The sequence below is a fragment of the Actinospineispora acaciae DSM 45401 genome (assembly GCF_000620785.1).
In the GTDB taxonomy this organism is placed as follows: Bacteria; Actinomycetota; Actinomycetes; order Mycobacteriales; family Pseudonocardiaceae; genus Pseudonocardia; species Pseudonocardia acaciae.
The window spans coordinates 222,996-246,293 of record NZ_JIAI01000005.1 but is presented as its reverse complement, the minus strand read 5'-3'; the positions used below and the strand labels follow the sequence as shown (position 1 = coordinate 246,293).

Annotated in this window: 28 protein-coding genes and 2 tRNA genes; 10 read left to right on the top strand and 20 right to left on the bottom strand. The window is 72.0% G+C overall.

Going from position 1 to position 23,298, the window contains the following annotated elements; genetic code table 11:
* Positions 1-9: 9 nt before the first annotated feature.
* From N912_RS0124195 to N912_RS54310, 5 genes are all read right to left on the bottom strand, one after another.
* Positions 10-624 carry an NYN domain-containing protein gene (locus tag N912_RS0124195; RefSeq protein WP_028924413.1) on the bottom strand — a complete coding sequence of 205 codons (615 nt, stop codon included), beginning with the start codon at positions 622-624 and terminating at the stop codon, positions 10-12.
* 244 nt (positions 625-868) lie between these two features.
* Positions 869-1,324 carry a DUF350 domain-containing protein gene (locus N912_RS0124190; protein WP_028924412.1) on the bottom strand — a complete coding sequence of 152 codons (456 nt, stop codon included), beginning with the start codon at positions 1,322-1,324 and terminating at the stop codon, positions 869-871.
* A gap of 262 nt (positions 1,325-1,586) precedes the next feature.
* Positions 1,587-1,844, bottom strand: coding sequence for a type II toxin-antitoxin system Phd/YefM family antitoxin (locus tag N912_RS0124180; protein ID WP_028924411.1), 258 nt, complete (start codon positions 1,842-1,844; stop codon positions 1,587-1,589).
* 40 nt (positions 1,845-1,884) lie between these two features.
* Positions 1,885-3,051 (bottom strand): glutathionylspermidine synthase family protein, encoded by a 1,167-nt coding sequence (locus N912_RS0124175; protein WP_028924410.1) that lies wholly within the window; start codon positions 3,049-3,051, stop codon positions 1,885-1,887.
* 10 nt (positions 3,052-3,061) lie between these two features.
* Complete coding sequence (locus N912_RS54310) at positions 3,062-3,835, bottom strand: hypothetical protein (protein WP_084211148.1); 774 nt, start codon at positions 3,833-3,835, stop codon at positions 3,062-3,064.
* A 162-nt stretch (positions 3,836-3,997) separates the two neighbouring features.
* On the opposite strand from N912_RS54310, the gene N912_RS54305 reads away from it, so the two are divergent.
* Both N912_RS54305 and N912_RS0124160 read left to right on the top strand, forming a co-directional pair.
* The gene (locus N912_RS54305) at positions 3,998-5,314 is read left to right on the top strand and encodes a septum formation family protein (protein WP_169747942.1); all 1,317 of its coding nucleotides are present in this window, start codon (positions 3,998-4,000) and stop codon (positions 5,312-5,314) included.
* Positions 5,315-5,363: 49 nt separating this feature from the next.
* Entirely contained in the window at positions 5,364-5,678 is a 315-nt protein-coding gene (locus N912_RS0124160; RefSeq protein WP_245645401.1) for a metallopeptidase family protein, read from the top strand.
* A gap of 16 nt (positions 5,679-5,694) precedes the next feature.
* On the opposite strand, the gene N912_RS54300 is transcribed toward N912_RS0124160, so the two are convergent.
* Both N912_RS54300 and pheA read right to left on the bottom strand, forming a co-directional pair.
* Positions 5,695-6,342 (bottom strand): histidine phosphatase family protein, encoded by a 648-nt coding sequence (locus tag N912_RS54300; RefSeq protein WP_245645400.1) that lies wholly within the window; start codon positions 6,340-6,342, stop codon positions 5,695-5,697.
* Positions 6,339-7,286, bottom strand: coding sequence for a prephenate dehydratase (gene pheA, locus N912_RS0124150; protein ID WP_028924408.1), 948 nt, complete (start codon positions 7,284-7,286; stop codon positions 6,339-6,341). The genes N912_RS54300 and pheA overlap by 4 nt, the downstream gene beginning before the upstream one ends.
* 36 nt (positions 7,287-7,322) lie before the next feature.
* Between pheA and N912_RS54295 the strand changes: the two genes are divergently transcribed.
* A complete protein-coding gene (locus N912_RS54295) occupies positions 7,323-7,877 on the top strand; it encodes a macro domain-containing protein (protein ID WP_037066259.1) in 555 nt (184 codons plus the stop codon).
* A gap of 4 nt (positions 7,878-7,881) precedes the next feature.
* Here N912_RS54295 and N912_RS0124140 read toward each other — a convergent pair whose 3' ends face one another.
* Positions 7,882-8,769, bottom strand: coding sequence for a hypothetical protein (locus tag N912_RS0124140; RefSeq protein WP_028924407.1), 888 nt, complete (start codon positions 8,767-8,769; stop codon positions 7,882-7,884).
* A gap of 137 nt (positions 8,770-8,906) precedes the next feature.
* On the opposite strand from N912_RS0124140, the gene N912_RS0124135 reads away from it, so the two are divergent.
* A complete protein-coding gene (locus tag N912_RS0124135) occupies positions 8,907-9,695 on the top strand; it encodes a DUF2470 domain-containing protein (RefSeq protein WP_028924406.1) in 789 nt (262 codons plus the stop codon).
* Here the strand turns inward: N912_RS0124135 and N912_RS54290 are convergent.
* On the bottom strand, positions 9,630-9,995 hold the full coding sequence (locus N912_RS54290) for a DUF3817 domain-containing protein (RefSeq protein ID WP_051580703.1): 366 nt from the start codon (positions 9,993-9,995) through the stop codon (positions 9,630-9,632). The genes N912_RS0124135 and N912_RS54290 overlap by 66 nt on opposite strands.
* Before the next feature lie 137 nt (positions 9,996-10,132).
* Positions 10,133-10,831, bottom strand: coding sequence for a hypothetical protein (locus tag N912_RS0124125; protein ID WP_037066257.1), 699 nt, complete (start codon positions 10,829-10,831; stop codon positions 10,133-10,135).
* 70 nt (positions 10,832-10,901) lie between these two features.
* On the opposite strand from N912_RS0124125, the gene N912_RS0124120 reads away from it, so the two are divergent.
* Positions 10,902-11,468 carry a TetR/AcrR family transcriptional regulator gene (locus tag N912_RS0124120; RefSeq protein ID WP_028924404.1) on the top strand — a complete coding sequence of 189 codons (567 nt, stop codon included), beginning with the start codon at positions 10,902-10,904 and terminating at the stop codon, positions 11,466-11,468.
* A gap of 2 nt (positions 11,469-11,470) precedes the next feature.
* Here the strand turns inward: N912_RS0124120 and N912_RS0124115 are convergent, their stop codons facing one another.
* Both N912_RS0124115 and N912_RS0124110 read right to left on the bottom strand, forming a co-directional pair.
* Positions 11,471-12,322 (bottom strand): crotonase/enoyl-CoA hydratase family protein, encoded by an 852-nt coding sequence (locus N912_RS0124115; RefSeq protein ID WP_037066255.1) that lies wholly within the window; start codon positions 12,320-12,322, stop codon positions 11,471-11,473.
* A gap of 49 nt (positions 12,323-12,371) precedes the next feature.
* The gene (locus N912_RS0124110) at positions 12,372-12,944 is read right to left on the bottom strand and encodes a hypothetical protein (RefSeq protein WP_028924402.1); all 573 of its coding nucleotides are present in this window, start codon (positions 12,942-12,944) and stop codon (positions 12,372-12,374) included.
* Between the two features lie 151 nt (positions 12,945-13,095).
* Here N912_RS0124110 and N912_RS0124105 point away from each other — a divergent pair, with 151 nt between their 5' ends.
* The 3 genes from N912_RS0124105 (at position 13,096) to N912_RS54285 (ending at position 16,488) form a co-directional block, all read left to right on the top strand.
* Positions 13,096-13,524, top strand: a complete 429-nt coding sequence (locus tag N912_RS0124105; protein ID WP_028924401.1) for a YciI family protein — start codon at positions 13,096-13,098, stop codon at positions 13,522-13,524.
* A gap of 213 nt (positions 13,525-13,737) precedes the next feature.
* A complete protein-coding gene (locus tag N912_RS0124100; RefSeq protein WP_156993995.1) occupies positions 13,738-14,952 on the top strand; it encodes an RNA polymerase sigma factor in 1,215 nt (404 codons plus the stop codon).
* 210 nt (positions 14,953-15,162) lie between these two features.
* Entirely contained in the window at positions 15,163-16,488 is a 1,326-nt protein-coding gene (locus N912_RS54285) for a multidrug effflux MFS transporter (protein ID WP_245645399.1), read from the top strand.
* A 32-nt stretch (positions 16,489-16,520) separates the two neighbouring features.
* Here the strand turns inward: N912_RS54285 and N912_RS0124090 are convergent, their stop codons facing one another.
* The 5 genes from N912_RS0124090 to N912_RS0124065 form a co-directional block, all read right to left on the bottom strand.
* A complete protein-coding gene (locus N912_RS0124090) occupies positions 16,521-17,201 on the bottom strand; it encodes a hypothetical protein (protein ID WP_028924399.1) in 681 nt (226 codons plus the stop codon).
* 143 nt (positions 17,202-17,344) lie between these two features.
* Positions 17,345-18,085: a class I SAM-dependent methyltransferase gene (locus N912_RS62280; RefSeq protein ID WP_051580702.1), complete on the bottom strand. Its 741-nt coding sequence runs from the start codon at positions 18,083-18,085 to the stop codon at positions 17,345-17,347.
* The gene (locus N912_RS0124075; protein ID WP_028924398.1) at positions 18,078-18,677 is read right to left on the bottom strand and encodes a YdeI/OmpD-associated family protein; all 600 of its coding nucleotides are present in this window, start codon (positions 18,675-18,677) and stop codon (positions 18,078-18,080) included. Before N912_RS0124075 ends, N912_RS62280 begins: the two co-directional genes overlap by 8 nt.
* Positions 18,678-18,754: 77 nt before the next feature.
* Complete coding sequence (locus N912_RS0124070) at positions 18,755-19,423, bottom strand: GntR family transcriptional regulator (RefSeq protein ID WP_028924397.1); 669 nt, start codon at positions 19,421-19,423, stop codon at positions 18,755-18,757.
* A gap of 324 nt (positions 19,424-19,747) precedes the next feature.
* A complete protein-coding gene (locus N912_RS0124065) occupies positions 19,748-20,071 on the bottom strand; it encodes a hypothetical protein (RefSeq protein ID WP_028924396.1) in 324 nt (107 codons plus the stop codon).
* A 765-nt stretch (positions 20,072-20,836) separates the two neighbouring features.
* Here N912_RS0124065 and N912_RS0124060 point away from each other — a divergent pair.
* The gene (locus tag N912_RS0124060; RefSeq protein WP_156993945.1) at positions 20,837-21,922 is read left to right on the top strand and encodes a trypsin-like serine peptidase; all 1,086 of its coding nucleotides are present in this window, start codon (positions 20,837-20,839) and stop codon (positions 21,920-21,922) included.
* A gap of 67 nt (positions 21,923-21,989) precedes the next feature.
* Here N912_RS0124060 and N912_RS63690 read toward each other — a convergent pair whose 3' ends face one another.
* The 3 genes from N912_RS63690 to N912_RS0124045 all read right to left on the bottom strand — a co-directional run bounded on the left by N912_RS63690 (position 21,990) and on the right by N912_RS0124045 (position 22,387).
* Positions 21,990-22,133, bottom strand: a complete 144-nt coding sequence (locus tag N912_RS63690; RefSeq protein ID WP_211261367.1) for a hypothetical protein — start codon at positions 22,131-22,133, stop codon at positions 21,990-21,992.
* A 54-nt stretch (positions 22,134-22,187) separates the two neighbouring features.
* Positions 22,188-22,260: transfer RNA gene (locus N912_RS0124050), tRNA-Arg, on the bottom strand.
* Positions 22,261-22,297: 37 nt separating this feature from the next.
* Positions 22,298-22,387: transfer RNA gene (locus tag N912_RS0124045), tRNA-Ser, on the bottom strand.
* A 152-nt stretch (positions 22,388-22,539) separates the two neighbouring features.
* Between N912_RS0124045 and N912_RS0124040 the strand changes: the two genes are divergently transcribed.
* Positions 22,540-23,289: a cytochrome P450 family protein gene (locus tag N912_RS0124040; RefSeq protein WP_028924394.1), complete on the top strand. Its 750-nt coding sequence runs from the start codon at positions 22,540-22,542 to the stop codon at positions 23,287-23,289.
* The last annotated feature ends 9 nt before the right edge of the window (positions 23,290-23,298 follow it).

Genomic DNA, 23,298 nt, shown 5'->3' with positions numbered 1-23,298 from the left:
TGCCTCACCTCAACTCCAATGCTTTGGCCTGTGGAGGACGGCCCCCGTACCGCCACGGACCTCGTTCGGAAGCTGAGATCGACGAATCTTGTCCGCGCCGATATGGAGGTAGCCGTCGACGAGACGCTTCAGATCGGCCGAGTGCCGCCGTGGCGGGAATGCAACGATCACCCTTCGGGCCGGGTCAATACGCTTCATGGCCGCAATGGCCGGGCAGAGGTCGCTGTCCGCCGAGATGAGCAAGGCCATATCGCAACGATCCGCCACCGCGTCCTCCAGCAGCGTGACGGCGATGTTGACGTCCGTTTCCTTCTCCTCGTATGCGGTCCACGTCGCCGCACAGCCTCGGCAGCTTCTCGGCTTCTCCTGGAATCGTCCGTTGACAAGCGTGACCAACGGGCGGTGACTGGTCAGTGCGTCGAGGTAATCGGACTGACGTCGCTCACCGGCTGGATCGTTCCGAACGCGCGCCGTGAAATAGGTGAGCTTCTGCAGCCGCTGACCCGGGCGTAAGAGCCGGGTGGACAGGCTCTGCAGGTCAAGCCAGAGATACCGTCGGCCGTAGCCGGCTTTCAGCCCGTAGTACAGGTTGAAGCCGTCGACGTACACCGCGACCCGAACCACGGGACACCTCACCTGCGATCGCCATGAAACCTGGGTATACTCAAGTTGCACCACGCCAAGGTGAGCAGCCTTGGCCCGACGGCCCCGGCGACGGGGCCGTCTCTTTTTTGGTGCCTACTTCCGGCAGCCCACGCTTTCGAGCCGAGCTCGAGAGTAGCGCGGACCACACCAGATCTCAAGCGCATTCCAGTGCGCCTCAATCTGTTAACCGCAGCCGTCTCCGCCGTCGCCCGCCGGGCCGCTGCTACAGGATGGCGACCGCGACGACCAGGCCGAGCGCGACGTGCGCGGCGCTGACCACGTACGCCTGCGGGCGCGGCTCCTCGGCGGCCAGCAGCTCGCCGATGTCGATCCTGGTCACCCACTCCAGGATGCGCACCGCCACGGCCTGCGCCACGATCCCGACCACGCCGAAGATCAGCGACGCGAGCAGCCCCTCGGCCAGCCGCCCCGACGAGCCGTACACCGCGACCACCACGATGAACGCCATGCTGACCATGCCGGCGCCGGTCACCCGGACCGCGTTCGGCCGGCCTTCGCGCACGAGCTGGTTCAGCTTCCCCGGCGTGGTCAGGTCGATCGCGTAGAAGCCGATCAGCATCAGCAGCAGCCCGACCAGCGCGTACAGCACGATGGCGCCGATGCCACCGCCGATCACACCGAAGAACCCCGGCTCCAACGCCAGCACCGTCGTGGTCACCCGTGCCCCCTTTTCCGGAACTGAGCGGCCACCCTACTGGAGCAACGCCTCAGACGCCGATGACCTCCAGGCCACCAATCCCCTCGACGGCGGCGAAGTCATCGTCCTGGGTGACCACCGGCGGTGGCCAGTACTCCGGCATGAAGCTCAGCGAGCGTGACCACCGAGATGATGCCGATGTCCAGCGAAACCCGGGCGAAGTCGACGGAACGGCGGCTCACGATCCCGACAAGACGCGCTCGCGTCCATCACCGCGGACGGCTCACCGGATCGAGATGTCGTCGGTGGTGTCACCGGCCAATGACTCGAGATCCTTGCGCAAGCCAGGATCGGCCTGAGAATGCCGGAGTATCTCGGCAAGTTCGTCCAGCTTGACGGGGCGACGCTCGGTCCGTTGCAGCGGGACGAGCCGGGCGACCGGCCTGCCGTTCACGGTGATGGTGACGGGCTCGCCGTGTTGCACACGCCGGAGCACGCCAGCGGTGTCGTTGCTCAGCTCGCGCGATGCCACCTCGGACATGCGACGACTGTGGCGCCCCTGTAGGCCACAACGTTGGCGTTCAGGTTTGCGGGATCCGGTGTGGGACGAAGGCGGCGCCGTCGTCGGTGACCAGGCCGGCGGTCTCCCTGATGCCCAGCCCGGCGGAGGTGTCGCCGACGATCCAGGCGCCCAGCGCGGGCCGGAACCCGTCGAACTCGGGCAGCGGGTCGAACAGCTGGTAGACGAAGCCCTCCTCGCCGTACACGCCGCCGGTCTCTACCTCGTGGCCGGGCGCCACGATGGAGATGTTGGCGCCCTCGCGGCCCAGGCGGGGCTTGCGGACGTACTCGGTGAGGATCCCGGGCTGGTCCAGGTACGCCGGCAGCAGGTTGGGGTGCCCGGGGTACATCTCCCAGAGCACCGCCAGCAGCGCCTTGTTGGACAGCACCGACTTCCACAGCGGCTCGATCCACAGCGTCTCGGGCAGGCTGCGCAGCGCGTGCTTGCCGAACTCGTCGGTGAGCACCCACTCCCAGGGGTAGAGCTTCACCAGCGCGGCGATCGACGACTCCTCCAGGTCCACGAACCTGTCCAGCGCCACGTCCCAGCCGATGTCCTCGATGGCCAGCCCGACGGTGTCCAGGCCGGCCTCGGCGGCGGTCTCCTGCAGGTAGGCGGTGGTCACGTGGTCCTCGCCGGTGGCGTCACCGCCGGACCAGGAGAAGTGCACCTCGGCGCCGGGCAGCTTGGACTTGATCTCCTCCCAGCGGGCGACCAGCTGCTCGTGCAGCGAGTTCCACTGGTCGTCGTCGGGGTGGGTGTCCTTGAGCCAGTGCCACTGCAGGATGGACGCCTCCAGCAGCGTGGTCGGGGTGTCCGCGTTGTACTCCAGCAGCTTGGCCGGGCCGGAGCCGTCGTAGCGCAGGTCGAAGCGGCCGTAGACGTGCGGGTCGGAGCGCTTCCAGGACGCGGCCACCGCCTCCCAGGACCACTCCGGCAGCGCGAAGTCCTTGAACCGCTCGGTGGTCACCACGTGGTCGACGGCCTTCAGGCACATCGAGTGCAGCAGCTCGACGTCCGCCTCCAGGGACAGCACCTCGTCCATGTCGAAGACGTAGTGCACCGACTCGTCCCAGTAGGGCCGCTGCGCCCCGCCGTGTCCCCGGCCGGGCGTGTCGAAGCACATGCCCTGCTCGGCGATCTTCTGTTGCCAGTCCGGCCGCACCGGACCCGTTTCCCTGCGCATCGATCCTCAGTCAGCTACCGCCGGACCCGCCGGCCTTGCCGCCCGAGCCACCGCCCGAGCCGCCCGATTTGCTCACTCCGAACCCGCCGCGCTGGATGGTCCGCCCGGACTGGGTCTTCACGGTGGCGTCCTTCGGGGCCGCCGTGGTGCCGCCGGTGGCGACCTGGCCGATGTTGCCCGAACCGCCGTAGTTGTAGTGGTACTGACGGCCACCGCCGCCGATGAAGATGGGGAACGGCACGAACCCGCCGCCGTGGTACCCGCCGGTGGCGGTGGTCGACGAGGCGGCCGGCTGCACGCAGTTGTTGTCGTCCACCACCACGTTGTTGTCGTCCACGCAGCGGGCCTCGACCTCGTCCGGCTGGGACGCGGAGTAGCCGATCGCCACCAGCGCCGCCACGCCGACGGTGACCCCGCCGCCGATCAGCACCCGCTTGCGGATCTTCTTGCGGCGGGCCTCGTCGGCGAGCCGGGCCTCCTCTTCCTCCTGCTCGCGCCGGGCCGCCTGCTCGCGGGCGCGCCGCTCGGCCAGGGTGGGCTCGCGCGGGACCGTCGTCTCCGGGTCCTGTGAGCGGATCCGGCCCTTGGGGCGGGTCTCGGCGTCCTCCGCGGCCGCCTCCTCCGCCGGCGCCTTGGACTCGGCCTTGGGCTCATCGGGGGTCGGCGGGTCCGCGTACGGCGCCGGCTCGGGGGGATCGGCGGGGATGTTGATCGGTTCGGGCGCGGTCGGCTCGCTCCGCGCTCCGCTCGACTCCGGGCGTGGCTTCTCGCCGTCCGTGCTCATTTCCTCTCACCCCCTGCTCGCGGCACCGTACCGGCCGCTCGTCCATGCAACCACGTCTGGCCTACTCCGGGCATCCGCAAGCGCGTTTCGCAGCACATCAGTGACCGTTGGCCGCCCCGAAACGGGTTTTCCGGGATCGGAAACGGCATGATGGCCTCCGAGATGGAGTCCACCACGACCACCACACGCGTCACTCATGACACAGGCGCGCCCGCCGAGCCGCCGTCGGACCAGACCCCCGGCGGCCCGCTCGCGCGCGTCGGCGGCCTGCGCCCGCACCATGTGGTCGCCGTCGTCGGGCTGCTGGCGGGCGCGGCGGCCATGCTGCTGGTGGCCGCGCTGAACGACGTGGCGGGCACCAAGGTGCCGGTGCTGAGCACGCTGGCCTCCGCGCCGGTCCCCGACAACCAGCGCCCGCTGGCCGACCGGACCCCGCCGCCCGCGACCCCCGGCACCTGCCTGACCTGGAAGCGGGCCGACGCCGCCGACGCCTTCGCCGTGGACTGCGGCCGCCAGCACCTGTTCGAGCAGGCCGGCCCCGCCCAACTGGCCGACTTCGCGCCCGGCTCGGCGATGCCGAACAACCAGCGCTTCCGCGCGCTGGTCAACGAGCGCTGCACGCCGATGGTGATCAAGTACCTGGACGGCAAGTACGACCCGGACGGCGCGTTCCGGGCCGGCGCGCTCAAGCCGTCCCAGAAGAGCTGGAACGACGGCGACCGGACGCTGCGCTGCGGGATCCAGCGGTTCTCCCGGTCCGGCGCGCTGTACCCGATCCTCGGCAAGGTGGGCGCCCAGGACCAGGCGGACATCCGGCCGGCCGGTACCTGCCTGGGCATCGACGGCCGGTTCATCGGCGACCCGGTGGACTGCGCGCTGCCGCACTCCATCGAGTCGGTCGGCTCGGTCGACCTCGGCCAGAAGTTCTCCGGCAAGTACCCCTCGGTCGGCGACCAGGACGGGTTCCTCCAGCCGGCGTGCAGCAAGCTGGCCTCGGGCTACGCCGGCGGGGACAACGTGCTCAGCACCAAGAAGCTGGCCGTGATGTGGGACAACCTGACCGCCGAGTCGTGGGCGGCCGGGACCAGGAAGGTGGCCTGCAACCTGGCCGCGCAGCTGCCCGACCGCAGCGGCTTCGCGCCGATCACCGGCAGCGTCAAGGGTCCGGTACAGGTCGGCAACCAGCCGGCCGCGCCGGTCGAGGCCCCGGTGCCGCCGGGCGCGCCCGCGCCGGGCAGCGGCCCGGAGGAGTCGGACGAGGACGACTCCTCGGCCGCCGCGAAGAAGAAGGACGACGACCTCCCGGAGATCCTCAAGGACGCCCCGGAGCTGCCCAAGCCGTCGCCGGTGCCGCTGCCCGGCGGCGACGAGCTGTCCAAGGACCACGACTTCCCGCGCAACCCGCTCGGCGAGCTGACCAAGCCGGGCAACGGCGGGCCGCAGCTGCCCAAGCCGCCAGGGAGCTCCGACGGAGGGTGACGCCAGCCCCGACCGGCCGCTCCAGCTGACCCGGCAACGGTTCGAGGAGTTGGTCTCCGACGCGCTGGACCAGATCCCGGACGGGCTGGCCAGGCAGATGCGCAACGTGGCGGTGCTTGCCGCCGACCGGCACCCGGACGAGCCCGACCTGCTCGGGCTCTACGAGGGCATCGCGCTCACCGAGCGGGACAGCACGTACTCGTTCGTGCTCCCGGACCGGATCACCATCTACCGGGACGCCATCCTGGACGTGTGCGCCGACGAGGACGAGGTGGTGCACGAGGTGCTGGTCACCGTGGTGCACGAGGTCGCCCACCACTTCGGTCTGGACGACCAGGAACTGCACGAGCTGGGCTGGGGCTGACCGGCTGACGGCAGGGTCAGTCGTCGGCGCCGCCGGTGGCGTCACCGGGCGAGGGCTCGCCCTCCTCCCAGAACTTGAGCAGCCAGCCGCCCTCGCCGGGGGCCGACCCGGGCACCGGCGCGAGCATCACCCGCCCGGCGTTGGGCACGTACCGGGTATCGGCGTTCTCCCCGATCAGCGCGCCGGCCGCGAGCCGGATCGCGGCGCCGTGGCTGACCACCACGATCATGCCGGCATGCCGGCGCCACAGCCGGGCCACCACCGGCAGGAACCGCTCGCGCAGCTGGCGCGCGGACTCGCCGCCGGGCAGGTGCCGGTCCAGCTCGCCGTCCACCCAGGAGGCGTAGACGTCGTCGAACGCGTCGCGGGCGGCCGGGTCGGAGCGGCCCTCCAGGTCACCGCAGAACACCTCGTGCACGCCCTCGACCACGGCGACGTCCAGGCCGTGGCGGGCGGCGATGGGGGCGGCGGTCTGCTGGGCGCGGACCGCCGTGGACGCGTACACCGCCGTGATCGGCTCGGCGGCGAGCACGCCCGCGGTCGACTCGGCCTGCGCGCGGCCCTCGGTGTTGAGCGGCGGGCCGGGCGGACGGCTGTCCAGCGCCTTGATCACGTTCGAGTCGGTCTGGCCGTGCCGTACCAGGACCAGCATCGGCCCCGTCACGCCAGCGTCCCGGCGCGCACGCCGTCCAGCCAGGCGGCCGCCGCCGCGAACCGGTCCTCGCCGTTGCCGTTCACCGGCTCCGCGCCGCCGGACGCGCCCGCTACGACGCCTCCACCCTCCGGGTCGCGCCCGTAGGAGCCGAGGTAGCGGACCCGCAGGCAGCGCCGGTGCAGCGCGGCCAGCGCCTCGCCCATGGCCGGCTGCGCCACGTGCCCCCGGCAGTCCAGGTGGAACCAGTACTCGTCGCGCTGGTCCTTGATCGGCCGCGACTCGATCCGGGTCAGGTCGATGCCGCGCACGGCCAGCTCGGTGAGCACGCCGAGCAGCGCGCCGGGGCGGTTCTCCGTGGTCGCGGCCAGCGTGGTGCGGTCCGCCCCGGTCGGTGGCGGCGGCGGGCACGGCGGGCGGACCAGCACGAACCGGGTGACCGCGGCGGCGGTGTCGGCGATGTCGTCGGACAGGATCTCCAGCCCGTGGGTGGCGGCCGCGATCGGCGCGGCCACCGCCGCGTCCACCTCGCCCCTGGCCACCTGGGCTGCCGCCTCGGCGGTGGAGCTGGACATCAGCACGGCGGCCTTGGGCAGGTTCGCGGCCAGCCAGTGCCGGGTCTGCGCCTCGCCGTGCGGGTGCGAGGCCACCGTGCGGATCTCGTCCGCCGCCGCGCCCGGCCGGGCCATCAGCGCGAACCGCACCGCCAGCAGCACCTCGCGCACGATGACCAGCGGCGGGTCGGCGACCAGCGCGTCCAGCACGGCGGGCACGCCGCCCTCCACGCTGTTCTCGAACGGCACGCAGGCCGCGTCCGCCTCGCCGGCGCGCACGGCGGCCAGCGCGGCGGTGGTGGTCGTGCTGGGCACCAGCTCGGCGCCTTCGGACTCCGGCAGGCGGCGCACGGCCTGCTCGGTGAACGTGGCACGGGGGCCGAGGAACGCCAGACGAGACATCACCGGCGAGCCTAGCCGGCCGCCTACCCTGGCCGGATGCGCGAGGTACCCGAACTGGTGCTGGTGGCGGTGGACGAGCCGATGGCCTCGGCCTGGGACACGGTCGCGGCGGAGCGGCCCTGGGTGCGGGTGCACCGGGGCTCGGTGACCGATCTCGAGGTGGACGCGGTGGTCAGCCCGGCGAACTCGTACGGCTACATGCGCGGCGGGATCGACGGGGTGTACGCGCGCTGGCTGCCCGGGATCGAGCAGCGGGTGCGCGCGGCGATCGCGGCCGAGCACGGCGGCGAGCTGCCGGTGGGTGCCGCGATGGTCGTGCCCACCGGCGCGCCGCCGCCGCTGCCGGCCTGGCTCATCAGCGCGCCGACCATGCGCCGGCCCGGCGAGCGGCTCGGCCCGGACGGGGACGCGGCCGGGCGGGCGGCGCGGGCCGTCGTGAGCGTCTGGCGGGACGGCGTCCTCCCGGACGGACGCGCGGCGCGGGACGTGATCGGCTCGCTGGCGCTGCCCGGGCTCGGCACCGGCGTCGGCGGGCTGGCGCCGCACGTCTGCGCCGCCCGCGTCTCCGAGGCCATCACAGCCCTCGACTAGGCGGTCAGAGCAGGCCGAGGCCGGTCAGCTCGTCGGCGCGGGCCGAGGCGGGTCCGTTGCCGCAGCGGGCCAGCAGGCCGCGCACGGCGGTGCCGGCCGCCTCGGACAGCCGGCCGACCTCCTGGGCCAGCGCGGCGGCGTCGGTCTCCTTCAGCGCGCTGCGCACGTCGCCGTTGACCAGCGCCCTGGCCACCGCCACGATCACGTTCAGCAGGCCGTGCTCGATCCGGCCGGTCGCCTCGTCGAGCTGGCGCACGGCGTGCGGCAACCCGAGGCTGGTGGTGAACCCGGCGGGCGCGCCGTCGGCGGCGGCCACGAAGTCGGCCACCTGGTCCACCGTCGGCACGTCGGACGCGCGCTGGCCGCCCAGGCGCAGCTTCGGGGTGCAGCCGTGCTCGGCGACCCGGCGCACGGCGGCCAGCCACTGCGCGGTGTCGCCCTCCAGCGGCCGGCGCGGCTCGACCACCGAGCGCACGTCCTCCGGCACGAACTCCGACACCCGCTCCAGCCACGTCGAGTCCAGGTCCGGCGGGGCGGCGGTCTCCACGGTGCGCGGCGTGAGCAGCGTCTCCCTGGACATCACCAGCGACAGCGCCTTGGGCACCGCGCCCAACCCGGTGTCCACCACCAGCGAGACGTCCACCGGCTCCGCCGGTCCTCGCTTGGCCAGCTCGCTGACCAGCTCAGGCAGCCGCGACACCGGGCACACAAGCTGCCCGGACAGCCCGCCGTAGCGGCCTTCCCGGGAGGTCAGGTACCGCGCGACCACATCGGCCATCGGCGGAACCTGCTGCTTGGGCGCCAACAACGTGGTGTCGTCGACAAGATGGGCGAACAACGCCGGAATCGGGGTGGGAGGTTCGCCGGGCTCACCCTCGCGCACGGTCGACACGGCCCGAACCTAACCGCTCGGTGCGGGGATATCCAAAACGGGCTGCCTGTGGCGGGTCGCGGCCCGCCCTCCCATCGGGGGTCTCGCCAGTCAGGCGACCCTAAGTTAGGCTCCCCTAAGAACCTGGAGGTGAGCCCGTGGGCAGTACCCGACTCCGCCGGCCGCACGCGCCGTCCAACGCCGAGCGCGCCCGGAGCATCGCGAGCCGAGGCGGCCAGGCCGCCGTGGTCGGCCTGGACCAGAACCAGCGCGTGGTGCCACAGCTGCACCACGTGGACCCGGACGGCGCCGTGACCCTGCTGCTCCCCAGCGACCACGACCTGCTCGACTGCGTGCGCGAGGGCCCGCGCAGCGGCCTGCCCGCCATGCTGGAGATCGCCGACACCGCCCCGGTGGTGCTGCGCGAGCCGGTGCGCGGACTGCTCTGGATCAGCGGCTGGCTGGTCGCCCCCGGGCCGAGCTACGCGCGCCGGCTGGCGCTGGACGTCGCCGAGCAGCGCCCGCACCCCGGCCTGCTCGACCTGGGGCACGGCGCGAGCCTGCTGCGGCTGCGGCCCGGTTCCGCCGTGATCGCCGACGCCGAGGGCACCGGCCCGCTGGCGCCCGCCGAGCTGGCCGCCGCCGCGCCGGACCCGTTCTGCATGCTGGAGAACGGCTGGCTGCGGCACCTAGAGGACGCGCACCCCGACGTGTTCACCTCGCTGGCCCGCCACCTGCCCGACCCGCTGCGGCACAAGCCCGGCTTCCGGATCCGCCCGCTCGGCGTGGACCGGCTGGGTATCCGGCTGCGCGTCGAGGCGGACGACGGCGACCACGACGTGCGGCTGGCCTTCGAGTCGTCGGCGTGGACCGCCGAGCAGCTACGCGTGCAGGTCGGGCTGCTCGTCGGATGCCCGTTTCGCGCCTCCGGCCGTGCGGCTGACTGAACCACGAACCAGCTGGGTGACCTTGCGCTCGGCGACGAAGGACAGGAACGGGATGGTGCCGGCCAGCGCGACCAGCACGGCGCGCACCGGCCGCCACCGGCACCGCTCGGCCAGCACCAGGGAGCAGACCACGTACGCCATGTAGAAGAACCCGTGCAGCGCCCCGACCACCGCGACCGGCTGGCGGATGTCGGCGAAGTACTTCAACGGCATCGCGACGAACACCAGGATGATCAAGCCCGTGCCGGTGATGTACGCCATCACGCGGTATATGTTCAGCACAATTGTGCGACTGTCCATTTCCGTCTCCGCTTCAACGACCCGGGCCTCGTCGACGAGTCTACGCGGACGAATTACGGTGCAGTGGCAACGCCCGTACGCAGCCACGTCCACCGTTCGGACTCACATCGAATTTACGCCTCGGCACAATTTCCGAGTTATTCGACTCGCGCTTCCAGTTCGTCGATATAAGCGGTCCAGTCCGGATCGGAGAGCCCGAGCGTGGCGCCCTCGTCGGCGATGACCCCGGCCGCCATGGTGGCCAGCCACGCGGCGGTCCGGAGCAGTGACGCGGCGTAGCGGCGCTGGGAACGGACGGCGGCGGGGGTGAACTCCAGCTTCGACAGCGCCGCCGCCGAGGTGTCCAGCAGCCTGGCCGCGACGTCGTGGGCGTGCGCGGCGGCGGTGGTCCGGGTCAGCGCGGCGAACCGGGGCCGCGCGGCGTCGACCAGCTCGGGCTCCAGCAGCGCCCGCTCGCGCGCCCAGCCGGCGTCCATCTTCTCGGCCAGCCAGCCGGCGCTGCGCGCCCAGCCCCGGGACAGGTCGGTGAACCGCCGCCGGATGTGCGCCAGCTCGGGCGGCTCCCCCTCACCCTCCATGAACAGGATGCCCACGGAGGTGACGGCGGAGGCGTCGCTGAGATCGGTGCAGCCCATGGCCGCGAAGCCGGCACCACCCGGCGGCGTCGTCGTTGGCGGCGCGTCGTCTCGCAGCCGGTCCGCGACCGCCTGCAGGGAGTTCGCGTCCCGACGCAGCGCCACCGCGTCCTCCAGGCTGAGCAGGGAGTGATAGCGCTCGTGCGCGCGGTGGTACCGGGCCACGTTCAGCATCGCGGGCAGGCGATCGTCGGCTCCCATGTTCAGAATATAATCATAACTACGAATTAACGCCACGCCGTCGGCGCGAGAGGCCCGTACGCTGCGCTGCGTGCCAGCCCTCACCCGCCGCGAACAGCGCGACAGGACCCGCCAGCACCTGCTCGAGACCACCGTGACCTGCCTGGTCGAGCACGGGTACGCGGGCACCACCACCCAGCGCATCCAACGGCTCGCCGGGGTGTCACGGGGCGCGCTGCTGCACCACTTCCGGTCCAAGGCCGACCTGCTCGCGGCGGCGGTCGGTCACATCGCCGAGCTCCAGCTGGCCGACATCCGGGCCGCCACGCCGAACACCCGGCAGGCCCGGCTGGCCGCGGTCCGCTCGGCCATGTCCGGGCCGGTGTTCCAGGCCGGCCTCGAGCTGTGGATGGCCGCGCGCACGGACGAGGCACTGCGCACGGCGTTGCTGCCGTCCCAGCGGGAGATCGGCCGCGCGGTCCGCGAGCTGCTCGCCGCCGAGTTCGCCGGCCACGACCCCCGTACCGCGCGGACCGCCCACGAGTCGCTGCTGATGCTCCTGCGCGGCCTGGCGCTCACGTCCGTACTCCGCGACGAGCCCGAGCTCGCCGACGCCGTCCTCGCGCTCTGGCTGGACCGCGTTCTGCCCCCACCCTGAGGTCAGACGGGGCCGCCACCGTCCGGGATCCACCGCCCGGAGTCGCGCCAGTGCACCGCCTCGGCGAAGCCGCGCTCGGCGGCGAGCCGCTGGAACCAGCGGCCCTCCGGGGAGTGCCGTGCGATGCCGTCGAACAGGGTGGCCAGCAGTTGGGTGCCCTGCAGGCCCATGTTGTCGTAGGCCTGGTTGATCATCAGCTTCTGCATGGCCAGCTGGTTGACCGGCACCCCGGCGATCCGGTCGGCCAGGCCCTCGACGGCGGCCTCCAACTCGTCGGCCGGCACGGACTGGAGCACCAGGCCCCAGTCCGCGGCGGTGGTGCCGTCGATGGTGTCGCCGGTGAAGAGCATCCGCTTGGCCCGCTCGGCGCCGATCCGGTACACCCACATCGCGGTGGTCGGGCAGCCCCAGACCCGTCCCGGCGGGTAGCCGATCCGGGCGTCCTCGGCCATCACGACCAGGTCGCAGCACAGCGCGATGTCGCTGCCGCCGGCGACCGCGTGGCCGTGCACCGAGGCGATGGTCGGCTTGAGCGAGCGCCACAGGCTCACGAAGTCGTCGGTGCCGCGCCGCATCGCCTGGTAGTCCTTGATCGGGTCCCAGACCGGCGGCTGCACCTGCTCGCCGCGCTCGGCGTAGCGCTTCAGGTCGTAGCCGGCGCAGAACGCCCGCCCCTCGCCGCGCAGGATGATCACGTGCACGGCCGGGTCCTGGTTGGCCAGGTCCACGGCGGCGGCCAGCTCGCGAGCCATCTCGGAGGTGATGGCGTTGAGCCGCTCGGGCCGGTTCAACGTCAGGTACGCCTTGCGGTCCGCGACCCGGTAGCGCAGCGTCTCGAAGTCCTCGTCGCCCATGTCTCATGGTTTCACAGTCAGGTCGGACTGTGAAACGGGCGCCGGGAGATCAGGCGCGGTGCGCTCCGCCCTTCCGCCCGGACGGCTTGCTCGACTCCGAGGAACCGGACGTGGCCGCCTCGGCCTCCGAGGACGTCGAGGACGCCGACACCTCCGAAGACTCCGGGGACTCCGAAGACTCCGGAGCCTCTTCGGCCTCGTCCGGTTCGGGCGAACCCGAGGACTCCGACGGCTCGGACGACGACCTGGACGAACCCGACGACCGAGAGGACCCCGACGACGAACCGGACGAGGCGGTCGCGAACGTCATCGCCAGCCCGAGCACGCCGAGGGCGGTCAGCCCCCACGCGGCGTACCGGCGCGGCCCGACGGCCTCGCCACAGTGCGTGTCGTAGGCGGCCTTGGGCAGGTAGACGGCGTGTTCGCCCGGGATCTCGACCAGGTCACCGGGATGCACCGGCAGGCTGGAGCCCAGGTAGCCGTTGCCGCAGGACACCGACATCTGGCGCAGGACGGGACTGATCTGCGTCATGGTGGCCTTGACCGGCAGCAGCCCCAGCCACCCGCCCGCCAGCAGCGCGAGGACGGACACGGCAATGACCGCGACGCGGGAGAGCTTCATGCCAGAACTATCGCGCGAGCCCCTCCGATAGGTACCGGCACCCCCCAATAGAGTGAACGTCGGAGATGGCCGGGGCCGGGTGTCGAACCCCGGCACGCCTGTTCGACGCGTCCGTGCGAGGGCGGATCAAGACCCACGAAGGAGAGAACACATGCGGTTCATTGCGATGGTCAAGGGGAACGACCAGACCGAGGGCGGCGTGATGCCGACCGAGCAGGAACTGGCCGAGATGGGCGCGTTCAACGAGGAGCTGGTCAAGGCCGGCATCCTGCTCGCCGGCGAGGGCCTGCACCCCAGCTCGCACAACGCCGCCCGGGTGGTGCACACCGCCGAGGGCACCTCGGTCATCGACGGCCCGTTCGCCGAGACCAAGGAGCTCGTCGCCGGCTTCTGGCTGCTGCAGGCCAAGTCGTACGAGGAGGCCCTGGAGTGGCTCAAGCGGGCGCCGAGGCCGAAGGAGGGCGAGTTCGTCATCGAGCTGCGCCAGGTGTTCGAGGCCGAGGACTTCGGCGAGGCGTTCACCCCCGAGCTGCGCGAGCAGGAGGACCGGATCCGGGCCCAGGCGGAGAAGAACGCCTGACGAACAACTTGCCAGCACGGGTGATGACCTGCTGTCATCCACCCCGTGACCCGGGCGCCAACAGAAGCTGCATCTTCGCCTCACTCGCCGGCGGGGCTTGATGAGCGCTCTTCACCGGCTCGCTCTGGCGACGGTGCGGGTCGCGCTGCACACCGCGCCATAGAAGCGGTGTGGCGCATCGAGGCGGCCAGGCTGATCGCCGGGCTGGCCAGGATGATGCGCGACGTCGGCGTGGCCGAGGAGCTGGCGCAGGACGCCCTGGTCGCGGCGCTGGAGCAATGGCCTCGGTCGGGCGTGCCGGACAACCCGGGCGCCTGGCTGATGGCCATTGCCAAGCGCCGCGCGGTGGACCAGATCCGGCGCCGGGAGCGGTTCGAGCGCAAGCGCGACGAGATCGGCCGTGACCTGGAGACCCGCCGCGACACCAGCCAGGACGAGTACGACGCGGTGGACGAGGCGGCCACCGAGGGCAACATCGGCGACGACATGCTGCGCCTGGTGTTCACCGCCTGCCACCCGGTGCTGTCCACCGACGCCAGGGTGGCGCTCACGCTGCGGGTGCTGGGCGGGCTGACCACCACCGAGATCGCCAGGGCGTTCCTGGTCCCCGAGGCGACGGTCGGCCAGCGGATCGTCAGGGCCAAGAAGACGCTGGCCAAGAAGGGCGTGACGTTCGAAGCGCCCACCGCCGAGGAGCTGTCCACCCGGCTGCCGGCCGTGCTCGAGGTCATCTACCTGGTGTTCAACGAGGGCTACTCGGCGACCGCCGGGGACGACTGGATGCGCCCCGCGCTGTGCGAGGACGCCATGCGGCTGGGCCGGGTGCTGGCCGCGCTGATGCCCGACGAGCCCGAGGTGCACGGGCTGGTCTCGCTGATGGAGATCCAGGCGTCCCGGACGCGAGCGCGCACGGACGCGAGCGGCGAGCCGATCCTGCTGCTCGACCAGGACCGGGCGCGGTGGGACCGGCTGCTGATCACCCGGGGGCTGGCCGCGCTCGACCGCGCGGTCCGGCTGTCCGAGGGACGCACCCAGGGACCGTACACCCTGCAGGCCGCGATCGCCGCCTGCCACGCGCGCGCCCACACCGCCGGCGAGACGGACTGGTCGAAGATCGCCGCGCTGTACACCGCGCTGGCCCACGTGGTGCCGTCCCCGGTGATCGAGCTGAACCGGGCCGTCGCGATCTCCATGGCGTACGGGCCGGCGGCCGGCCTGGCACTGGTGGACCAGCTGACGTCCGCGCCCGCCCTGAAGTCGTACCACCTGTTGCCCAGCGTGCGCGGTGACCTGCTGGTCAAGCTGGGCCGCCGTGACGAGGCACGGGCCGAGTTCGAGCGCGCGGCCGCGCTCACCGCGAACGAGAGGGAGCGCGCGCTGCTCACCCAGCGCGCCGCCGAGTGCGCCGAGGTCGGCGCCAACCGCTGATCTTGGCGGCCATTCTCCCAGCTCGCCCCGGCTCGCGGCCAACCGATTTCGGCTAGCTCACATCTCCCCACCAGGTGGAACAACGCCGCGCCCGAATCCCTTGATACCCCTCGGAGCCGATCGCCCCTGACGGTTCGGCTCCGTTTGGGGCCTGGAGCACATCGACGTCTGCGGCCTGAGAAGTCCTGGCAAACCAGACGGGAGATTTCTGTGACCATCGCTGACGACCAGCTGGACACGGCGCCAGTGCGCGTGGCGGACCCGGCGCGCACCGCCGAGCCCGGCCAGCCGTCCACCCCGGACGGCGGCAACGCACCGCCGGGCGGACAGCTGAAGCTCGTGCTCGTGCTGGGCGCGCTCATCGCGCTCGGCCCGCTGTCCATCGACATGTACCTTCCGGCGCTGCCCAAGATCGCCGCCGACCTGATGACCACCGAGTCGACCATCCAGCTCACGCTGAGCGGCACCGTGCTCGGCCTCGGGCTGGGCCAGCTGCTGGTCGGGCCGCTGTCCGACGCGATCGGGCGGCGCATCCCGCTGATCACCGGCACGCTCGTGCACGTCGTCGCGTCGCTGCTGTGCCTGTTCGCACCGACCGTGGAGCTGCTCACCGCGGCCCGGGTGCTGCAGGGCCTCGGCGCGTCCACCGGCATGGTGCTGGCCCTGGCCATGGTCCGCGACCTGTACACCGACCGGGCGGCGGCAACCCTGCTGTCCCGGCTGATCCTGGTCATGGGCGTGTCGCCGGTGCTCGCGCCGACGCTGGGCAGCGCGCTGCTGAGCTGGACCCAGTGGCGCGGCGTGTTCGTCGCGCTGGCGGTGCTCGGGGCGGTCATCGCGGTGGCGGCCGTGGTGGCGCTGCCGGAGACGCTGCCGAGCTCGCGGCGGGTGCCGCTGCGGTTCAAGGAGACCGTCCGTACCTACGGCGGCCTGCTCACCGACCGCACGTTCATCGGCCTGATCCTGGTGGCCGGGCTGGCGATGGCCGGGCTGTTCGCGTTCGTCAGCGGCGGCTCGTTCGTGTTCCAGCACCAGTACGGGCTCGACCAGGGGCAGTTCGGCCTGATGTTCGGCGCCAGCGCGGTGTGGCTGATCGCGGCCACCCAGCTCAACGCACGGCTGATGCGCCGCTACGAGCCGCACCAGGTGCTGGTGGCGGCGAGCGTGGCCGCCAGCGTCGCCGGTGCCGCGCTGTTCGCGGCGGCCGCGACCGGCGCGGGCGGCATGTTCGGCGTCGCGGTGCTGGTGTGGGCGGTGCTGTTCTTCGCCGGGCTGATCCTGCCGAACGCGCCCGCGGTGGCGCTCAACGCGCACGGCGAGACGGCCGGCACGGCGGCCTCGCTGCTCGGCGCCGTCCAGTTCGGCGTCGGCGCGGCGATCTCACCGCTGGTCGGCGTGCTCGGCAACAACGCGCTGGCGATGGGCACCGTGATGTTCGGCGGGCTCACGCTGGCGGCGGCGGTGCTGGTGCTGGTGGCCCGGCCGTGGCGGGTGGTCCCGGTCGGCGACGGCGTCGTCGCGGTGGCCGTCCACTAGCGGGGGGATCTCACGAAGGCGTCCAGGCGCGGCTATCCGGCCCGCCTGGGCGCCTTCGTCATGTCCGGGATGTCCTTGGGTCCTCCCGTGACGGCCTGCGGCGAGGTGACCGCTCCCGACCCCGACGGCGGCGCCACGTCGGGCCACACCCGGCGTGCCAGGTCGACGAGCACGGGCTCCACCTGTGCGTCCGGCACGACGCCCTTGGCCAGGGTCAGCGTGATGTCGAACTTGTCGTAGGCGAGCATCAGCACGTACCGGTTGGGCTGGGTGAGCAGCGTGGCCCTCGCCCGCCCGAGCGGCACGTCGCGGGTGGCCCTGGTGTCACCGCGCTCGTCGGCGATGTTGCGGTCGCGCTGGTCGGCCGCCGCGTTCGGGTCGGTGAAGGCGGCGAGCCAGAGCACCAGCAGCGGCTCCTGCTGGTTCGCCCGCCGATACGTGCAGGTCAGCCGCTCGACCATGCCCACGGACGGGGAGCCCACGCCGACGATGGTGCGCGAGTCGAGGCTGCCGACCGGCTGGGCCAGCAGCGCCGCCGCGTCCACCGGCCCGGACAGGACGTCCGCGCAGTCGATGGGCAGCAGGGTGCCGCGGCGGGCGAGCTTGGCGGCGCCCTGATCCGTCCCGGGGGCGTTCTCGGAGAAGCTGGGCACCGGCAGTGCCGGGCTGGCCGGCGCGACGGGCGTCTGCGCCCAGCCCAGCGCCGACCCCACCACTATCAAAGCCCCGAGAACGAAAACGACAGCCGCGCGAACCCCCACGCACTCTAGTCATACACGGCTCCGAGCCCTCGATATATCAATTACACCAGACCGTGACAGCACCGCTATAGAACCGACTCGATGGAGTGGTTCACTCAACCCTTGCCGATCGGGCGGGACCGCCGACGCGCCCACACCAGCACCCCGCGCTTGGTCACGCTCATCGGGGTGTCCAGCCGGGCGGCGCGCCGGTGCGCCTCGCGCTCGGACATCCCGCGCCCGCGCAGGAACAGCTCGGCGGCCTCCCGGTCGGGCAGCGTGACGAACGGCTGGTCCCAGGAGATCACCTGCGTGACGTGGAACGCCTGGCTGATGACCTCGACGGCCTCCTCGGCGTCGAACGTGGTGCGGCGCCCCCAGTCCGGCAGCACGCCGGCCAGCTCCGGGTCGTTGGTCCGGCTGGACGTGCAGGCCACGAACGTGCCGCCGGGCCGGAGCACCCGATGGGCCTCGCGCAGCGCCCGCCCGGGGCGCTCGAGGTGGTAGAGCATCCACAGCGCGGCCACCGCGTCGAAGGAACCGTCCGCGAACGGCAGCCGGCCGGCGTCGCCGAGCACCCGGGGCGGCGGCGCCTGGCTCACGTGCCGGGCGGCGTCCACCACCACCGTCCAGATCTGCCGCTCGCCGAGCAGCCGGGCCAGCCGGCCGGTGCCGCCGCCGAGGTCGAGCACGCCGCCCGGCCCGAGCGTGGCCAGCTGCTCGGCCACCAGCGGGTGCAGGTCGCCGACCCTGGAGAACTCGTCGGTGGCGCGGACGTTGGCGTCGAACCGTCCGGGGTCGGTGTCGTAGTCCGGAGGCAGTGCCCGCCCGTACCCCGACGCACCGACGTCACTCATCGAGCGAACGTTTCTGGCTGTAAATGGTCTCGCCCCGCCCGAGCATCGCGACGAACTCACCCAGCCGGCGGGCCCTGGTCTCCGGCCGTTTCGCGTCGCCCAGCCGGTGCAGGATGGCGTACCGGTTCTGGCTGGTCAGGATGTCGAACATGGCGCTGGCCCGAGGGTTGGCGGCGAGCGCGGCGGCCAGGTCGTCGGGCACCGTGCTGTCCTTGGGCCCGGCGTAGGCGGCGTCCCACCGGCCGTCCTGGCGCGCCCGCTCGACCTCGGCCACGCCGGCCGGGTGCATCCGGCCCTCGGCGGTCAGCCGGGCTATCAGGTCCACGTTGCGCGCCGACCAGCGGCTGCGGGAGCGGCGCGGGGTGAACCGCTGCCGGTAGGTGGTCTCGTCCCGGCGCCGGGTCTGGCCGTCGATCCAGCCGTGGCACAGCGCCTCGTCCAGCGCCTGGTCGTAGCTCAGGCTGGTCGGGTCCGTGGTGCCCTTCTTGGCCAGGATCAACCAGACGCCGGTGGTGTCGGCGTGGTTCTCGGCCAGCCAGTCCCGCCAGGCGGCGGCATCGGCGACGGTCAGCTCCGGGGGTTCGTCGGCCACGATCGTCCAGCCTGGCAGACCAACCGCCCGTCGCCCAGCACCAAATGCCCGTGATCGACGACGCCGCTCTCAGCCGGTCAGGGCTCCAGGCTCAGCCGGGCGATGTGCTCGGCGCGCTCCAGCCGGTGCAGCGTGGCCTCCCGCACCCGCTCGGGGTCGCGGGTGCGGAACGCCGCGATCAGCTCGCGGGACACCTTCTCGGCGCTGTCCACGTCGCCGGGCCGCACCCGGTGCTCGCCCATCCGGACGTACCGCTCGAACGCCCGCCACAGCCGTTCGATGATGCGCAGGTCCCAGGTGGTGGCGGCGGGACGGACCATGTCGATGTGCAGCGCGTGGTACCGCTCGTGCCGCACGTCGGGGTGGTTCCCTGGGTCCTCGCACAGCTCGACGAACGCCTCCAGCCGATCCAGCTCGGCCGTCGGGATCTTCTCAGCGGCCTGGATGTTCAGGTCGGGCTCGATGAGGCGGCGCAACCGGCAGATGGCGCCCAGTTCCTCGGCGTCCAGCGGCGCCACCACGGCGCTTCGACCCCTGCGGGTCACCAACAGCCCCTCGGCCTCCAGGCTGCGCAGCGCCTCACGCACCGGGATGAAGCTGACCCCGAGCTGGGCGGCGATCTGACGCAGCGAGAACTCCTGGCCGGGCTCCATCCGGCCGGCAACGATCGAACGGCGGATCTCGTGCGTGACCCGCTCGACGACCGAGGCCGCCTCGACCGGTCGGACGAACGCGGCGCTAGTCATCACGACTCCGTAAAGTATCGAACTCTGGTTTGAAGTTTGCCTTGACAACAGTAGGTAGCGCTAACCATCTAACCGCACCGACCCGCCGAAACGAAAGGTCGTCTCCGGGGGGAGTGTGATACGACTCACTCGGTGCTGCCATGTTACGCACGGTAGGTCCGGTTCGGAACGCCGCTAGCTGCGAATCTGCCGCCATTGTGGCGGCACCTTACCGGGATTCACCGGCACCAAATCCTAGCGATCGGCTAACGCTCGCGGCACCACCGGCACCGGGTTCCCGGCACGCCGCAAGGAAACCCGGCCCGCTCGGTACCGGCCCGGTGCCTACCCGGGGATACCCCGCCCCGTGCGCCGGCCCCGGATCCGGAGCCCGACGACCAGGCAGCCGATGGCGATGATGAGCGCGTCCGCGGCCCAGATCACCAGGGTTCCGCGCGCCGGGCCTTCTTCGGCGAGGCTCGCGCAGGCCGCCAGCACGGCGCCGGCGCCGGCGCCGGTGTATGCCGGCCCCAGCCAACGCGGGTGCACACCGTTGAGCCGACGCAGCAGCGGCGCGTACCAGCACCTCGTCCAGGTGCCTACCCCCGCCAGCAGGAGCACGCCGCCCACCACCAACAACCCCGTCACGCCGACCGGCCAGCCCGGCACTCGTCCACCCCTATCCGAAACCGTCTCGCCCTCGCCCTCCGGCGCCCACCGCGCGCCGAGGAGCGACCCCACTCGGGTTTCCAAGGCCGCCGCGCCGCGATCTATTCCCACCGGCATCTCCCCCGAGCCATGGCAACGTTCCGTAACCACCGAGCACCCGCCAGTACGGTCCGGGCCGCCCGCCGAGACCACCTGACCAATTCGGCCCGGGCCGCCGATTGCCACCCGCGAAACCGCCCGTTGATAACGCTGGTTGCGCGCCCGAATATCGGCGCGAGCGGTGGACTTCGCGGCCGGCCAATACCCCCGACTTCGACGCGATCCGGACGTTCGAATAACGAAAGAGAAGAGCTCACACTCGTGGGCCGGCACCCGCCCATCGCGTCGCCCGGCGGCCTGACCGGGGGCTCGTCGCTCACAACTCGACCCGCACCGGCCACTCGGATCACGAACACACGCTTCTCGGCGACCCTGGAAACAGGTTGCGGCCATTGTTTCCAGAAGCACACCCGAACCGGAAATAGGCCCATGGACATTCGCCGATGAGCACCCGGACATACACCCCACACCGAACCCCGAAACGTCCCGCATATCGGATCTTGGTCCCCGGTGTCCAGGGCCACAAGGCGTCGAGATGACCGGCGACGCCCGTTACCGAACGCGACCTTTCTGATACCTGCCGCACGTATCTCGGGCCCCGGCCGAGGCATCGACCTGTGGGGGTCACCGTGACCACCGGACGAAACGAGGTCGGGAGAAACGGACATGGAAAGGCCAATTGATCACTCAACGCTCGCCGCCCGCGCGAGCATGGCGGCCGAGGGCCGCGCCACGAGCCAGGAAGCCAGCGTCCTCGAGGTGGCACTGGACGAGAAGGCCAAGCCGAGGCTGGTCCGCGAGAACGGCCGGGTACGGCTCGTCGCCGACGTCGGCGTCAACGGGCTCGACGTGGCGCACCCGTACCCGGACATGAAGTACACCGCTGTCGGCCGGGAGCGCGCGGCGGAGCACCTGGAGGTCACCGAGCTCGACGGCTACCGCCCGGCCGCCGTGGCGACCACCTTCCAGCCCCAGCGGGCGCCCGAGACGCACCGCCTGCGCACGCTCGCGGAGCAGGCCGCCGGCCCGGAGCCGACCATCTTCGGCACCGACGACCGGGTGGTGTTCCACGACACCAACTACCCGTGGCGGACGGTCGGCAAGGTACGCACGGCCGGCGGCTACGGCACCGGTGCCGTGGTCGGCCCCCGGCACGTGCTGACCGCCAGCCACGTCATCAACTGGAGCGGCGGCAGCGCGGGGTGGTCCACCTTCACCCCGGGCTACTACGACGGTCGCGGCCCGTGGGGCGAGATCGGCGTCTCGGAGGTCATCTTCTGGGAGCAGGTCTCCGGGCCGCTCTCGGACCAGCAGACGGCCTTCGACTACGTCATCCTGATCACCAACCAGCGCATCGGCGACACTGTCGGGTTCATCGGAAGCCGGACCTACGACGCCGCCTGGAACGGCAGCGCCGTCTGGCAGTACGCCGGCTACGCGGCCGACCTGGCCAGCGGTGAACGCCCCGCGTACCAGGGCGCCGGGGTGGTGTCCAGCAAGCAGGACTTCACCCTGAACGGCAACTCGGGCTGCGTGCTCGGCCACTTCAACGACTTCACGCCCGGCCAGTCGGGCGGGTCGGCGTGGGGCTGGTGGGGCACGGAAACCTTCCCGAGGGTCATCGGCGTCGGCAGCACCATCGGCAGCACCGCCGTCGAGCAGCCGGGCGGAGGCACCTCCCGCGACAACGAGTACGGCGGCGGACCGGCGCTGACCTCGATCATCTCCTGGGCGCGGACCAACCGTCCGTAACCCGAACCCGGCCGCGTGGCGCCGACTCCACAACGGGCGTCACGCGGCCTGCCGGGGTGTCGCCGGGTCAGGGGACGAGCACGAGCTTGCCGGGGGCGTGCCCGGCGATGCCGACCTCGGCGCGCCGTGAGGAGCCGGCGATCGAGGCGATCCGCCCCCGGTCGGCCATCAGCTCCAGCGACACGTCGAGCGCCTCGTCGGCGCACTGCATCGTTGGTAAGGAGTACCTGCACGAGACGCAAGGGTCTGAACTGGGAGTTCGTTGCGCGCTCGGCAGGATTCGAACCTGCAACCTCTTGATCCGTAGTCAAGTGCTCTATCCGTTGAGCTACGAGCGCATGTTCACTTGTCGCACGGCCGAAACCGGGCGTCACGCGGAGGCTCCGGGATTTGAACCCGGGAGGGGGCGTGACCCCCAACCGCATTAGCAGTGCGGCGCCATAGACCAGACTAGGCGAAGCCTCCCGGGGCCTGCTCGGCCGCCAGGAGGACAGGTTACACAGCCCGCCTCGCCCGGATCAAAGCGGTACCCCAACCGTGCCCACTGGGACCGACGACGCAGGTCACGGCGCGATGGTTCGGCCGGCGGCGAACGGTCCGGGTTCTAGGTTGGCGCCATGGTCACGATCGGTCGTCCGGACCAGGTGCGCGCGGTACTCGAGGATCCGGGGTTCATCGTTCCGCCCGCCCAGGCCGGTGGCGAGAACGTCGACGTCGGGTGGGTGCGCGCGCGGGTCAGCCGGTTCGCCAACGGGGAGGAGCATCGGCAGCGGCGCGCGCTGGTCACGGAGTTGCTGGCGGGTGTGCCGGCGCGGGCGTTGCGGGACGACGCGTTCGACCGGACGCGCCGGCGGGCGTCGGATGTGATTTTCGACCTAGCTCGCACCGTGCCCACGGACGTGCTGGCGGCCGCGCTGGGCGTGGAGGTGTCGGCGGCGGACGTCGGCGCCGTGGCCCGCGTCTACCACCCGCACGTCGAGGCCGACCGGGCCGGCGACGAGGCGGCGGCGCGCCTGGTGGAGGCCTGCGGCGGGCCTGCGGACGAGCGGGCGGCCGCCCGGGTCGCGCTGTTCGTCCAGGCCCGTGACGCCACCGCGAGCTTGATCGAGAACGCGGCGGGCGTGATGTTGCGCACGTCGCCGAGGCCGGACCCGGCGGCCGTCATCGACCGGGTGTTGCTCGACGAACCGCCGGTGCGCGCGACCCGCCGCCTGGACGGCACCGCCGTCCTGGTGCTCGACCTCGCCCGCGCGCAGCGGGAGTCCGGTCAGCTGTTCACGTTCGGCGCCGGCCACCGGGCCTGCCCCGGCCAGCCGCACGCGCGCGCCATCGCGCACGGCGTGCTCGACGCCCTCCGCCAGCGCTGACGAAAACCC